Genomic DNA, 13,357 nt, shown 5'->3' with positions numbered 1-13,357 from the left:
AAGAACCCATAAGCGAATCGAAACGAACATGACGATCACGATCCCGGCCAACCCCGCCGCCAACACCGCCGCGAGCGCAACGGCACTCGTCGAAAAGGCCGCCAACGCGCCGAAGGCGGAGCTGCACATCCATATCGAAGGCTCGCTCGAACCCGAGCTGATCTTCGCGCTCGCGCAGCGCAACAACGTGAAGCTCGCGTACGACTCGATCGACGCGCTGCGCGCCGCCTACGCGTTCACCGACCTGCAGTCGTTTCTCGACATCTACTACGCAGGCGCGAGCGTACTGCTCACGGAGCAGGACTTCTACGACATGACGATGGCGTACTGCGAGCGCGCGCTCGCCGACAATGTCGTGCACACCGAAATATTCTTCGACCCGCAAACGCATACCGAACGCGGCGTGCCGATCGAAACCGTGGTCGCGGGCATCGACCGCGCGCTCGCCGACGCCGAAAAGCGCGGCCTCACGAGCAAGCTGATCCTGTGCTTCCTGCGCCACCTGAGCGAAGCCGATGCGCTCGCCACCTTCGACGCCGCGCAGCCGCTTTTCGCGCGCCATGCGCGCCTGATCGGCGTGGGCCTCGACTCGTCCGAGCGCGGCCACCCGCCCTCGAAGTTCGAGCGCGTGTTCGAGAAAGCACGCGCGATGGGCCTGAAGCTCGTCGCGCACGCGGGCGAGGAAGGCCCGCCCTCGTACATCTACGAAGCGCTCGATCTGCTCAAGGTCGATCGCGTCGATCACGGCGTGCGCAGCATTGAAGATCCTGCGCTCGTCACGCGCCTGGCCGACACGCGCGTGGCCCTGACCGTGTGCCCGCTTTCGAACACCAAACTGTGCGTGTTCGACGACATGACGCAGCACACGCTCAAGCAATTGCTCGACAAAGGCGTTGCGGTGACCGTCAATTCCGACGATCCCGCCTACTTCGGCGGCTACGTCAACGAGAACTACCGCGCCATCATCGAAGCGCTCAAGCTCGACGACGACGAGGTGTACACGATCCTGCGCAACGGCTTCGAGGCTTCGTTCGTGACGCCCGAAGAGCGCGCCGCGCTGATCGCGAAGCTCGACGCGAACTGGAGGCGCACAACGGCTTAAAGCGTGCACTAACGCGCGAACAAAAACGCGGACTCGTCCGCACAGCAAGCCCCAGCCCGGGCTGTCACACGAATCCGGTCCAGCGCGCGAGCGCCGGACCGTGGGCCCTCTCGCGCCTCGTTTTCAGGAGCGGCGCGCGACATGCGGGGCATGCATTGGACGAATACCTGAATTTATCGGAGACGAAGTTCCCATGACTCAATCGGCTTACCGCGCAAAACTGTTGACGTTCACCGGCGATCCCGCGCAATCGTCCGACGCCGCGGTCTTCAACGAAGACGGCGTCGTGATCGTTGAAGACGGCCACGTGCTCGCCTCGGGCGCGTGGTCCGCGCTCAAGTCGCGCGTGAGCGAAGGCGCAACGGTCCATGACCTGCGCGACAAGCTGATCGTGCCGGGCTTCATCGACACGCACATCCACTATCCGCAGACGGACATGATCGCGTCGCCCGCGCCGGGCCTCCTGCCGTGGCTGGACACCTACACGTTCCCGACCGAGCGCGGCTTCGAAAACGAAGCGGTGGCGCAGGACACGGCGCGCTTTTTCGTCGATGAACTGCTCGCCTGCGGCACGACCACGGCGCTCGTGTATTGCACCGTGCACAAGCAGTCCGCCGATGCGCTCTTCACCGCGAGCGAAGCGAAGAACCTGCGCATGGTCGCGGGCAAGGTGCTGATGGACCGCCATTGCCCCGAGTTCCTGCGCGATACGCCGCAAACGGGCTACGACGACAGCGCCGAGCTGATCGAGCGCTGGCACAACCGCGGGCGCCAGATGTACGCGCTCACGCCGCGCTTTGCGCCCACCTCGACCGAAGCGCAGCTCGAAGCGTGCGGCGCGCTCGCGAAGGCGCACGGCGACATCTTCATCCAGAGCCATGTGGCTGAAAACCCGGATGAGGTGAAGTGGGTCAAGGAACTGTTCCCGGGTCATCGCAGCTACCTCGATGTGTACGATCACTACGGACTCCTGCGCAAGCGCGCGGTGTACGGCCACTGCATCTGGCTCGACGACGAAGACCGACGCCGCATGGCGGACACCGGCACGGTTGCCGCGCACTGCCCGACCTCGAACCTGTTCCTCGGCAGCGGACTGTTCGACTTCGACAAGGCGGGCGCATCGTCGATGCCCGTGACGCTCGCCACCGACGTGGGCGGCGGCACCTCGTTCTCGATGCTGCAAACCATGAACGAGGCGCACAAGGTCGCGCGCATGGGCGGCCACCATCTCACGGCCACGCGCATGTTCTGGCTCGCGACAGCGGGCGCGGCCCACGCGCTCGATCTCGCCGACAAGATCGGCACGCTCGCGCCCGGCAGCGAAGCGGACTTCGTCGTGCTCGATGCGCAGTCCACGCCGCTGCTCGCGCGGCGTACGGCGCGCGCCGAATCGCTGGAGGAGCTGTTGTTCGCGCTCGCCCTGCTCGGCGACGACCGCGCCGTGTTCGAGACGTACGCGGCGGGCAAACGCGTGCACAGCCGCGACGGCGCGCACCGCTGAAAGCCCCGCCCGGCGCGGGTTACAGGGAAAACATGCATGGTATAATCCGCGCCTCATTGGGGAGTAGCCGCCTCCGAATCGCGCCACAGTGCCGCAGCGCCGGTCTCAAGACCCCGCGCTTGCCGCGCGCGAATTCGCGGGGACGTCCGTCAACAGACTTGGCCTGCGCGGCCATGGCGGACGCAGCCTTTATCCCGGGCCTGGCGAGACCGATGACCCATGACCGCCGCAACAGGGCCCGGCGGTGCGTGGGTCGTCGCTCGCACACACCACGGCCCGAGGATCCACCACAACGTGAACCAAGCTTTTCTGGTTTCCACCGGAGCCGTCGCGCTCGCCGAAATTGGCGACAAGACACAGCTGCTCTCGCTCGTGCTCGCGGCGCGCTACCGCAAACCCGTGCCGATCATTCTCGGCGTGCTCGTCGCCACGCTCGTCAACCACTCGGGCGCGGGCGCGCTCGGCACGTGGCTCGGCGCGCTCGTCACGCCCGGTGTGATGCGCTGGGCGCTCGCCGCCTCGTTTGTCGCCATGGGGCTGTGGATTCTCGTGCCGGACAAGCTCGAAGAAGGCGAAGCGAGCGTGAACCGCTCGCAGCTTGGCGTATTCGGCGCGACGGTCGTGACCTTCTTTCTCGCCGAGATGGGCGACAAGACGCAGATCGCCACCGTCGCGCTCGCCGCGCGCTTTCACGACTTCTTCGGCGTGGTGGCCGGCACGACGCTCGGCATGATGATCGCGAACGTGCCTGCAATCCTGCTCGGCGACCGCTTCGCCCACAAGCTGCCGACGAAGCTCGTGCATGCGATTGCGGCGGTGCTGTTCGTCGTGCTCGGCGTGCTCGCGATTCTGGGCGTGGGGTTCTGACGTGCCTATTTGGCGGGTGCGGCTGCGGCACCCTGCGCCGCTGCAGGCGAGGCCGCACTGGTCTCGTTCGGTGCGCCGCCGCCCTTGCCTAGCGGAATCTTGACCTCCGTCACGGTGCCGTTAGCTAGAGGGAAATTCCCCAGCGCGCTCTGCACGAGAAAGGGCATCACGCGCACGAGCGACGGATCGTCGCCGGAAGTGCGCGCAGTCACGTTGTAGACCTCCTTGCCGCTCGCCCTTTCGGTGATGCGAATGCCGAGCGCATGCGAATACACCGGATAGGTCTGGTTCACGTAGGCGGGCTGATACGGTCCCCACGCGCCCCACGGGTTCCAGGGGCCCCAGTACGGGCCCGGCCAGGGGTTGTAGAACACGGGCTGCGCAACCGTCACCGTGTCGGTGCGGCTGCCGTAAGCGAGCCCCACGAGGTAGTGCGCCTGCGGTTCGGCCACGAGGCGGAACGCATGCGTCGCGAGCCCGTTGGCGACGAACTGCTCGTAGGTGCTCTGCTCGATGCTCTGGCTCTGCTCGGCGCTGCGTGTGAACGCAAAGGTGCGCGTGGCGTCGCTGCCGCCGTCCCATGCGGAGAAAGCGGTCACCTGGCTCGTCACGTAAGTCGTGCAGCCGGAGAGCGTGAGTGCGAGCGCCGCCAGCATCAGTAGGGCGCGGCGGGTCCATCGGTCGTGCATCATGGTCTTCTCGTCTTCATTCAGTTGGAAAGGTGCAGTCGTGGGGGCCGCTCTCTCCGATACGAACTTTGCGCCGCGCTTATTCCCTGTTGGTGCCCTGTCCGGTCCGTGCGCGCTTCACGCCGGTCGTGTCCTGTCTTGTGGCCCGCTTTGTAGTCTGTCACCGCGCGGCAGGGCCTGATCATACTGACTCGCGGCGCAGCGCGAAAGTTCGCGGGCCGAGCCCTGACGGACAAAGCGGCCCGAGCCTTTGTACAATGGGGCGAACCGCCGTGCTCCCGCGACGGCAGGCAGCGCCCTGCGGGCGCCCACGCCGCCGCGGCCGGCCAATCCGATCCACACGATCGATCCACACCGATCCGACACGCCCCTATCCAGACCATGTCCGATACTGCCACGCCCACCGTGATCCGCCGCGAAGACTACGCACCGCCCGCGTTTCTGATCGATACCGTCGACCTCGAATTCGACCTCGCGCCCGAGCGCACGGTCGTCAAGAGCACGTTGCGCGTGCGGCGCAATCCCGACGCGCAACCCACCGCGCATCTCGAACTCATGGGCGAGCAGCTCGAATTCATCGGCGCGGCGATCGACGGCAAACCGTACGCGAACGTGCGCACGCACGAGCACGGCCTCACGGTCGAGAACGTGCCCGAGGCGTTCGAGCTCACGCTCACCGGCGCGTGCGACCCGGCCGCCAACACCACGCTCTCGGGCCTTTACGTGTCGAGCGGCAACTTCTTCACGCAGTGCGAGGCCGAGGGCTTTCGCCGCATCACCTGGTTCCTCGACCGCCCCGACGTGATGGCGACCTACACGGTCACGCTGCGCGCCGACAAGCTCGCCTACCCGGTATTGCTCTCGAATGGCAACCTGATCGCGCAAGGCGACCTGGCCGACGGCCGTCACTATGCGAAATGGGAAGACCCGTTCCGCAAGCCGAGCTACCTGTTCGCGCTCGTGGCGGGCAAGCTCGTGGCGCTGGAAGAACGCATCCAGAGCCGCTCGGGCAAGGAAAAGCTGCTGCAGGTGTGGGTCGAGCCGCACGATCTCGACAAGACGCGCCACGCCATGGACTCGCTCATCCACTCGATCCACTGGGACGAGCAGCGCTTTGGGCTCGAACTCGACCTCGACCGCTTCATGATCGTTGCCGTGAGCGACTTCAACATGGGCGCGATGGAGAACAAGGGGCTCAACATCTTCAATACGAAGTACGTGCTCGCCAATCCCGAAACGGCCACCGATGTCGACTTCGCAAACATCGAAGCCGTGGTCGGCCACGAGTACTTTCACAACTGGACCGGCAACCGCGTGACCTGCCGCGACTGGTTCCAGCTGAGCCTGAAGGAAGGCCTCACGGTGTTCCGCGACCAGGAATTCTCGGCGGCGATGTCGGGCGGCGATGAAAACGAAGCTGCGCGCGCGACCAAGCGTATCGAGGACGTGCGCGTGCTGCGCCAGATGCAGTTCGCCGAAGACGCGGGCCCGATGGCGCACCCGGTGCGACCGGAGAGCTACGTCGAGATCAACAACTTCTACACGATGACCGTCTACGAGAAAGGCTCGGAAGTCGTGCGGATGTATCAAACGCTGCTCGGTCGCGACGGCTTCCGCAAGGGTATGGATCTGTACTTCCAGCGCCACGACGGCCAGGCCGTGACCTGCGACGACTTCCGCCACGCGATGGCCGACGCCAATGGCCGCGACCTCGCGCAGTTCGAGCGCTGGTACAGCCAGGCGGGCACGCCGCGTGTGAGCGTGACGACGAGCTACGACGAAGGCACGCGCTGCTACAGCGTGACGCTCACGCAGGGCTACGCCAACGGCTCGCCCGCCGCGCGCGAAACGCAAAAGGGCCCGCTGCACATTCCGTTTGCAATCGGCCTGATCGGCCCGGACGGCGCGGACCTGCCGCTGCGCCTCGAAGGCGAAGCCGCCGCGCACGGCACGACGCGCGTGCTGGAGCTGACCGACACGCAGCAGACCTTCACGTTCGCCGATGTGATGGCCAAGCCCCTGCCCTCGCTGCTGCGCAACTTCTCGGCGCCGGTCATCGTCGATTACGACTATGGCAATGACGAACTCGCTTTCCTGCTCGCGCACGACAGCGACGCGTTCAACCGCTGGGAAGCGGGCCAGCGCCTCGCGACGCGCGAACTGCTCGCGCTTGCTGCTCGCGCCGCCGCGGGCCAGCCGCTCGAAATCAACAGCGCGCTCGTCGATGCGTTCCGCCGCGTGCTGACCGACGAATCGCTCTCGCCGTCGTTCCGCGAGCTTGCGCTCATGCTGCCTTCGGAAACCTATCTTGCCGAGCAGATGGCCGAATCCGACCCGGCCGCCGTGCACGCGGCGCGCCAGTTCGTGCGCAAGCAACTGGCAACCGCACTGCAACGCGAGTGGCTCGCGGCCTATGAGCGCAATGTCACGCCGGGCGCGTACGAGCCGACGCCCGAGGCGGCCGGACACCGCGGGTTGAAGAACCTTGCGCTATCCTATCTCTCGGAACTCGACGATGCTGCGCAAGCGGTGCGCCTCGCCACGGCGCAATACGACGCGGCGAACAACATGACCGACCGTTCGGCGGCGCTTTCCGCGCTGTTGAACGTGCAGGCGGCCACTGGCGGCGACGTCGCGCGCAAGGCGCTCGAAGACTTCTATGTGCGCTTCGAGAAGGAACCGCTCGTCATCGACAAATGGTTCGCATTGCAGGCCACGCAACGGGGCACGGCGCAACGCCCGACCATCGAGACGGTGCGCGCGCTCATGGGTCACCCGGCGTTCAACATCAAGAACCCGAATCGCGCCCGCTCGCTGATCTTCAGCTTCTGCGCCGCGAACCCCGCGCAGTTCCACGCCGCAGACGGCTCGGGCTACGCGTTCTGGGCCGACCAGGTGATCGCGCTCGACGCGCTCAATCCGCAGGTCGCGGCGCGTCTCGCTCGCAATCTCGAACTGTGGCGCCGCTTCACGCCCGCACTGCGTGACGCGATGCGCGCGGCGCTGGAGCGTGTAGCCGCTGAAGCCAAATCGCGCGACGTGCGCGAGATCGTCGAAAAAGCGCTGGCTTGATCAGACGAAACGAGGCGCAACGCGCGGTGCCTGATCCGCACCGCGCGCCAACCCACGAACCGGCCTTAGGCCGGTTTTTTTGCGCATTTTTTTCGTGATTATTTTCAGCGGCGCGACTACACCCGCCACCGGGCGAAAAGCCGCACCAGCAAGCCGGGCCGCGCCCCGGCGCTTTATTTTGCGCGGCTGTGCGACGGGCGGTCACAGTCGAGCGGGTAGAATTGCGCTATTCCCAAGCGTATCCGGAGTACTGCAATGGCTTTGCAACGTCGCACCACCCTCACCAAGTACCTGATCGAGCAGCAGCGCCAGCACAGCAACCTGCCCGCCGATCTGCGTCTTTTGATCGAAGTCGTCGCGCGCGCGTGCAAGGCGATCAGCTTCAACGTCAGCAAGGGCGCGCTTGGCGACGCGCTCGGCACGGCCGGCAGCGAGAACGTCCAGGGCGAAGTGCAGAAGAATCTCGACATCCTCTCGAACGAGATCCTGCTCGACGCCAACGAATGGGGCGGCAACCTCGCCGCGATGGCCTCGGAGGAAATGGAAACGTTCTTCCCGATCCCGGCCAACTATCCGAAGGGCGAATACCTGCTGGTGTTCGATCCGCTCGACGGCTCGTCGAACATCGACGTGAACGTGTCGATTGGCACGATCTTCTCGGTGCTGCGCTGCCCGGACGGCCAGCAGGCGACCGAAGAATCGTTCCTGCAGCCCGGCACGAAGCAGGTCGCGGCCGGCTACGCCGTGTACGGCCCGCAAACCGTGCTCGTGCTCACCACGGGCAACGGCGTGAACTGCTTCACGCTCGACCGCGAACTGGGCTCGTGGGTGCTCACGCAGAGCAACATGCGCATTCCGGAAGACACGCGCGAATACGCGATCAATGCATCGAACGCACGCCACTGGTATGAGCCGGTGCAGCAGTACATTGGCGAGCTCAACGACGGCAAGGACGGCCCGCGCGGCGAGAACTTCAACATGCGCTGGATCGCCTCGATGGTCGCCGACGTGCACCGTATCCTGAACCGCGGCGGCATCTTCATGTACCCGGCCGACAAGCGCGACCCGTCGAAGCCCGGCAAGCTGCGCCTGATGTACGAAGCGAACCCGATGTCGTTCATTGTCGAGCAGGCGGGCGGCATGGCGACCAACGGCGAGGAGCGCATTCTCGACATCCAGCCGAAGAGCCTGCATGAGCGCGTAGCCGTGTTCCTCGGCTCGAAGAACGAGGTCGAACGCGTCACGCGCTACCACCACGAAGCCAAAAAATGAAAAAAGATGAGGAAAGGGCTTGCATAGTTCGCGGCGACTTCCTATAATCTTTCTTCTCTGATGTGACGCCGGAATAGCTCAGACGGTAGAGCAGCGCATTCGTAATGCGAAGGTCGGGGGTTCGATTCCTCTTTCCGGCACCAGGATTCAAGCAAAAAGCCCAGTCTTCGGACTGGGCTTTTTGCTTTGTGCACGCTGTCTGCGTGCGGTGCCGAGCAGCGGCTACGTCACGCTTTCGGCGGCAGCGCATCCAGCGCCTCGCCTACCTCCTCGATCACCTCATCCCATCGCCCCAGCTCGCGCTGCCTGAAAAGTCTCGCCGACGGATACCAGGGACTATCGGTGCGCTGCGTCATCCAGCGCCAGTCCGTGCAGGTCGGCAGCAGGATCCACACCGGCACGCCAGCCGCACCGGCAAGATGCGCGACCGAGGTGTCGACGGTGATCACAAGATCAAGCGACTGGACGATGGCGAGCGTGTCCACGAAGTTCGCGATCTCCGGCCCGAGCGGCGTGATGTCGATGTCGTGAGGCAACGCCCCCAGCTCGCTTTGCGCGCCGCCCTTCTGCAGCGAAAACCACGACACGCCACGCCGGGCGAACACAGGCAGCAACGTGTGCAGCGCAAGCGAGCGGTAACGGTCGAATTCGTAGTCGGGGTTCCCAGCCCAGACGAGCCCCACGCGGCGTTGGCGCGCGCCACGATGCGCCCCGCCGGCAACCCGCTCACGCCAATGGCCGACGCACTCAGGCGGCGCGCCCAGATAAGGCATGGCCAGCGGCAGCCTGTCCACCGTCAGTTTCATGGACTCTGGAAAGCGGAACATACGGCTCCAGAAGTCATAGGGACCCGGCGGCAATGTGGTCCAGGCCTTGTTCACTCCACGCGCGCATGCCGCGACGTCGCCAATCGCCTTGTCGACCCAGACATCGACCGTCGCGCCCTGGCGCTGCAGCCATTCGATGTAGCGCAAGGATTGAAGCTGGTCCCCCAATCCCTGCTCACCGATCAGCAAAAACCGACGCCCGTTCACGGCTTCACCGGACCACACCGGAAAGCCAGGACGCACGAGCGTACTGTTCTGCGGCAAGCGTTCGTGCCAGTGATAGTGCCGCCACCCTCGCTCGAAGTCGCCGTCGCGCAGCATCGTGACGGCGGCGTTGAACTGAACATGTTCGTCGTCGGGAAGCAAGCGCGCCGCCTCTGCAGCGTGATGCCGCATACGCGCATGTTCGCCGAGCATGTTCGACGCGTAGCTCGCGTTGTGATGGAGCTTGCCCCGCGTGGCATCGACGGCAAGGCCCTCCCGCGCGACTTGATACGCGTCGTCGAAGCGATGAAGCTCGTTGAGCCGCAAGGCGAGGCTTTCGAGTGCTGCGGCGTCTGCCGCGAACTCGGTGCGCATCTGCGAGATTTGCGCGATCAGTTCCGCAGGGCGTTCGAGGCGCACGAGGACCGTTAGCAACTCGAGCCCATCTGCTAGCCGCGAGGTCCCCACTGCGCGTGCGCGACGCAGATATTCCGCAGCCGCTTCCAGGCGTTCGTCTTCGAGATTCAGTCGCGCCAGGCAGCACAATGCGTGATGAAGTGTGGGCGCATAGTCGAGCGCCTTTTCGTAGTGCATGCGCGCTTCCTCGCGGCGCTTCGCCAGCTTGAGTACGTCGGCCAGGTTGCGATGCAAGCTGGCTGTGCCACCGCTGAGCGCTATCGCACGATGGTAGAACGCTTCGGCGGCGACGTGCTCGTTCGCCATGGCCGCGAGCAAGCCGCGATGCTCCCAGAGCTCGGCGCGTTCGGGCGCCACGCCGATTGCGCGTTCCAGATGGTCGCGCGCGAGGTCGCGTTGTCCGTCGCGAAAATACGAGAGCGCCAGACGATGCAACACATGCGCGTTGCGTGGCTCGTGCGCGAGCAGTTCCTGATACGCGAGCAGCGCGTCGCGCGTTCTGCCCGAGTCGAAGTGCTGGTTTGCGAGCGCAAGCGCCGCCTTCGTGCGCGCTTGCTCGTCCGAGGCTTCGGCCGGCGTGGTGGCAGGGTTGCTCATCATAGGATCGCGCCGGCAATGTGGCGCGCGGCGCTGTTACGTTGCTATCTGGAAAAAGGGGAGCGCCGTTCGGCGTCATGAGCCTCACGTGCGAATCTTTTAAAGATAAGTGCGATCTTCACGCGACCGAATCAGACGTATCTGAAAACGGCTACGCGAATCCAGGCGCCACACGCTTCTCGCGCAGGAAGTCGATGAACGCACGCAGTTTGGGCGGCAACTGGGCGCGCCCGGCCGTATACAAATAGAAGCCGGGAAACGATGCGCCCCACGACTCGAGCACCGGCACGAGCCGGCCTTCGTCCAGTGGCGAGCGCACGTAGTCTTCGATCACGTGCAGGAGGCCCACGCCCTGCTCCGCGGCGCGCACCATCGTGCGCAGATCGTTGGTCACGAAGCGGCCCTCGGTGACCACGTCGAATACGCGCCGGGGATCGTCCGGCCGCGCGAACTCCCAGCGGTAGACGCCACCCGTCGCGAAGCGATAGTGCAGGCAATCATGCGCAGCCAGATCCTCGGGGCTAACTGGGCGCGCGTGGCGTTCGAAGTATTGCGGCGAGCCCACCACGACGATGCGTATCGGCCCGCCGATCGGCACCGCCACCATGCCAGGCGCCACTGATTCGCCCAGGCGAATGCCCGCATCGAAGCCCTCGCCCACCAGATCGGCAAAGCCGTCGTCGAGCGCGAGTTCGAGCTTGATCTGCGGATAGCGCATCATGAATTCCGCGAGATGCGGCATGACGAGCAATTCGCTCGCCACGCGTGGCAGGTTGATCCGTAGCGTGCCGGCCGGCGCGTCGCGCGAGGCGTCGAGCGCATCGAACGCCGCTTCGATCTGAGTGAGCGCGGGCTGCACGCGCGCCAGAAACTGCGCGCCCGCCTCGGTCAGCGCGACGCGGCGCGTCGTGCGATTGAAGAGCCTCACGCCGAGTTGCGCTTCGAGCGCCCGCACGGCCTGGGACAGCGCCGAAGTCGAGAAGCCTAGGGCTAACGCCGCGCGAGTGAAGCTGCCGTGCCGTGCGACGGCAGCCACGGCAAGCAGAGCGGGCAAGCGCCCCGCCAGCCCGGACGCGGCGCTCGGCGCTGGCGCCGGATCGGAAAGCGGGCCCATGCCGTCTCCATTGTGAAGCTCAGCTTCACGGTGATTTCAGGTGAACCCGATTTTTCCACAAAAAGGAAAGGCGCAAGATGAGTTCGCGTTCGCCACCCATCCTTTAAGGACACCGCCATGAAACTCGATAGCTACACCCTGCTCGGCCGCTCAGGCCTGCGTGTCAGCCCCATCGCCCTCGGCACGATGACGTTCGGCACCGAATGGGGCTGGGGCGCCGACGAAGCTTGCGCACAGCGACTCTTCGACCTCTATGTCGATGCGGGCGGCAACTTCATCGACACCGCCGACCTCTATACGGAAGGCACAAGCGAAACCTGGGTGGGGCGCTTCGCGGCGGCGCGAGGCCTGCGTGAGCGGCTCGTCATCGCCACCAAGTATTCCTACAACGCGGAATCGGGCAACCCGAACGCCGGCGGCAACCATCGCAAGAACCTGCTGCGAGCGCTCGACGGCTCGCTCAAGCGGCTCGGCACCGACTACATCGATCTCTACTACCTGCACACATGGGACCGCATGACGCCCGCCGACGAAGTAATGCGCGCCATGGACGACGCAGTGCGCGCAGGCAAGATCCGCTACGTGGGTCTCTCCGACGTGCCGGCCTGGTACGCAGGCCGCGCGCAGACGCTGGCCGATTGGCGCGGCTTCGAACCGGTGGCGGCCATGCAGCTCGAATATTCGCTGATCGAGCGCAACGCGGAGCACGAATTCGCCGATGTGGCGACGCAGCTCGGCATGGGGCTCGTGCCGTGGAGTCCGCTCGGGATGGGCGTGCTGTCGGGAAAATATCGGCCGTCACAGGCTGGTGAAGGTGTGAGCGGTGCGGGCCGCCTGCAGACGGTGGGCGCGAAGCCGCCGCCCGGCTTCGACAAGCTCTCCGCGCGCAACTTCGCGATCGTGGCCGAACTGGAGCGCGTTGCGCACGAAGCCAACCGGCCCATGGCGCAGGTGGCGTTGAACTGGCTGTATCAAAAGCGCGGCGTGGCGAGCATCATCGTCGGCGCAACCAAGGCCGCACAACTCGAAGAATCGCTCGGCTCGCTCGACTTCACGCTCGCCCCCGAACTGGTCGCGCGCCTTGACGCCGCCTCCGAACCCGCACATCCGTTTCCATACTACATGTTCGCGGACGGCCACCAGTCACGCATTCATGGCCAGGTGGACGTACGCGCGACGCCCGCGAACCACGCTCACGTGCAACGCGTGCCGGCGCCGGCGAACGAGCAAACGTAACGAATTATCGGAGTGCATCAATACGCCGCGCTGGAATGCGCGGCGATTTACGTACGTTCGGTCATTAAGTCGCGGCCAAATGACACGGATCAAAGTATTAATCGCCCGATCGGATAGAAACGGACACTTACATAGTTTTAATTCTTATTAACGTTTCGACGTCAACGGCTAAGCATAATCGTCCGTTGTAGATGAATGATGGTGCACGTTGATCCAGCGGGACTGGCCCCTCGCTTGCGGCGCCGCGCAAGACAGGCGCGGCAGGCAGCCCGAGCGAGCGCGGGCTCAGAGCCGGGGGAAGTGCGATTGAGGCGTTGTGCGACCGCAGCAGCCGCTGTGCGCGAGATTCGGTGAATCGAGAACCGAACCCGATTCACGCAGCATGTGCGAGTGTGAAGGACATCTCAACAATTATATTCCCGCGCCGTTAATCATTTGCATCGCTGTGCGAAGAAAGCA

General features: G+C 65.0%; 9 protein-coding genes, 1 tRNA gene and 1 riboswitch. Of the genes, 7 read left to right on the top strand and 3 right to left on the bottom strand.

The genetic code is table 11. The features are described 5' to 3' along the window. Positions 1-28: 28 nt before the first annotated feature. The 3 genes from U5A52_RS15045 to U5A52_RS15035 all read left to right on the top strand — a co-directional run bounded on the left by U5A52_RS15045 (position 29) and on the right by U5A52_RS15035 (position 3,470). Positions 29-1,102 carry an adenosine deaminase gene (locus U5A52_RS15045; RefSeq protein ID WP_321935150.1) on the top strand — a complete coding sequence of 358 codons (1,074 nt, stop codon included), beginning with the start codon at positions 29-31 and terminating at the stop codon, positions 1,100-1,102. 193 nt (positions 1,103-1,295) lie between these two features. Then, positions 1,296-2,603 carry a guanine deaminase gene (guaD, locus tag U5A52_RS15040; RefSeq protein ID WP_321935149.1) on the top strand — a complete coding sequence of 436 codons (1,308 nt, stop codon included), beginning with the start codon at positions 1,296-1,298 and terminating at the stop codon, positions 2,601-2,603. A gap of 46 nt (positions 2,604-2,649) precedes the next feature. Then, positions 2,650-2,805, top strand: a riboswitch (yybP-ykoY riboswitch). Between the two features lie 92 nt (positions 2,806-2,897). Continuing rightward, entirely contained in the window at positions 2,898-3,470 is a 573-nt protein-coding gene (locus U5A52_RS15035; RefSeq protein ID WP_321935148.1) for a TMEM165/GDT1 family protein, read from the top strand. Positions 3,471-3,475: 5 nt separating this feature from the next. On the opposite strand, the gene U5A52_RS15030 is transcribed toward U5A52_RS15035, so the two are convergent. Further along, positions 3,476-4,162: a DUF4136 domain-containing protein gene (locus U5A52_RS15030; protein WP_321935147.1), complete on the bottom strand. Its 687-nt coding sequence runs from the start codon at positions 4,160-4,162 to the stop codon at positions 3,476-3,478. A 378-nt stretch (positions 4,163-4,540) separates the two neighbouring features. Between U5A52_RS15030 and pepN the strand changes: the two genes are divergently transcribed. The 3 genes from pepN (at position 4,541) to U5A52_RS15015 (ending at position 8,646) form a co-directional block, all read left to right on the top strand. Continuing rightward, a complete protein-coding gene (gene pepN, locus U5A52_RS15025; protein ID WP_321935146.1) occupies positions 4,541-7,231 on the top strand; it encodes an aminopeptidase N in 2,691 nt (896 codons plus the stop codon). Between the two features lie 255 nt (positions 7,232-7,486). Beyond that, positions 7,487-8,503: a class 1 fructose-bisphosphatase gene (locus U5A52_RS15020; RefSeq protein WP_321935145.1), complete on the top strand. Its 1,017-nt coding sequence runs from the start codon at positions 7,487-7,489 to the stop codon at positions 8,501-8,503. 67 nt (positions 8,504-8,570) lie between these two features. Beyond that, a tRNA-Thr gene (locus tag U5A52_RS15015) sits at positions 8,571-8,646 on the top strand. Positions 8,647-8,730: 84 nt separating this feature from the next. Here U5A52_RS15015 and U5A52_RS15010 read toward each other — a convergent pair. Both U5A52_RS15010 and U5A52_RS15005 read right to left on the bottom strand, forming a co-directional pair. Beyond that, positions 8,731-10,551, bottom strand: coding sequence for a tetratricopeptide repeat protein (locus U5A52_RS15010; RefSeq protein WP_321935144.1), 1,821 nt, complete (start codon positions 10,549-10,551; stop codon positions 8,731-8,733). 148 nt (positions 10,552-10,699) lie between these two features. Continuing rightward, positions 10,700-11,662, bottom strand: a complete 963-nt coding sequence (locus U5A52_RS15005) for a LysR family transcriptional regulator (RefSeq protein ID WP_321935143.1) — start codon at positions 11,660-11,662, stop codon at positions 10,700-10,702. A gap of 117 nt (positions 11,663-11,779) precedes the next feature. Here U5A52_RS15005 and U5A52_RS15000 point away from each other — a divergent pair, with 117 nt between their 5' ends. Beyond that, on the top strand, positions 11,780-12,898 hold the full coding sequence (locus U5A52_RS15000; RefSeq protein WP_321935142.1) for an aldo/keto reductase: 1,119 nt from the start codon (positions 11,780-11,782) through the stop codon (positions 12,896-12,898). The last annotated feature ends 459 nt before the right edge of the window (positions 12,899-13,357 follow it).

It is taken from the genome of Paraburkholderia sp. J8-2, assembly GCF_905220195.1.
In the GTDB taxonomy this organism is placed as follows: domain Bacteria; phylum Pseudomonadota; class Gammaproteobacteria; order Burkholderiales; family Burkholderiaceae; genus Paraburkholderia.
The sequence above is the reverse complement of the archived record's forward strand: the minus strand, read 5'-3'. Positions and strand labels throughout refer to the sequence as shown.

Excerpts from the sequence above, each read along its gene's own strand:
- U5A52_RS15020 (WP_321935145.1), top strand. The coding sequence starts at position 7,487 with ATGGCTTTGCAACGTCGCACCACCCTCACCAAGTACCTGATCGAGCAG.
- guaD (WP_321935149.1), top strand. The coding sequence starts at position 1,296 with ATGACTCAATCGGCTTACCGCGCAAAACTGTTGACGTTCACCGGCGAT.
- pepN (WP_321935146.1), top strand. The coding sequence starts at position 4,541 with ATGTCCGATACTGCCACGCCCACCGTGATCCGCCGCGAAGACTACGCA.
- U5A52_RS15000 (WP_321935142.1), top strand. The coding sequence starts at position 11,780 with ATGAAACTCGATAGCTACACCCTGCTCGGCCGCTCAGGCCTGCGTGTC.
- U5A52_RS15010 (WP_321935144.1), bottom strand. The coding sequence starts at position 10,551 with ATGATGAGCAACCCTGCCACCACGCCGGCCGAAGCCTCGGACGAGCAA.
- U5A52_RS15005 (WP_321935143.1), bottom strand. The coding sequence starts at position 11,662 with ATGGGCCCGCTTTCCGATCCGGCGCCAGCGCCGAGCGCCGCGTCCGGG.
- U5A52_RS15030 (WP_321935147.1), bottom strand. The coding sequence starts at position 4,162 with ATGATGCACGACCGATGGACCCGCCGCGCCCTACTGATGCTGGCGGCG.
- U5A52_RS15045 (WP_321935150.1), top strand. The coding sequence starts at position 29 with ATGACGATCACGATCCCGGCCAACCCCGCCGCCAACACCGCCGCGAGC.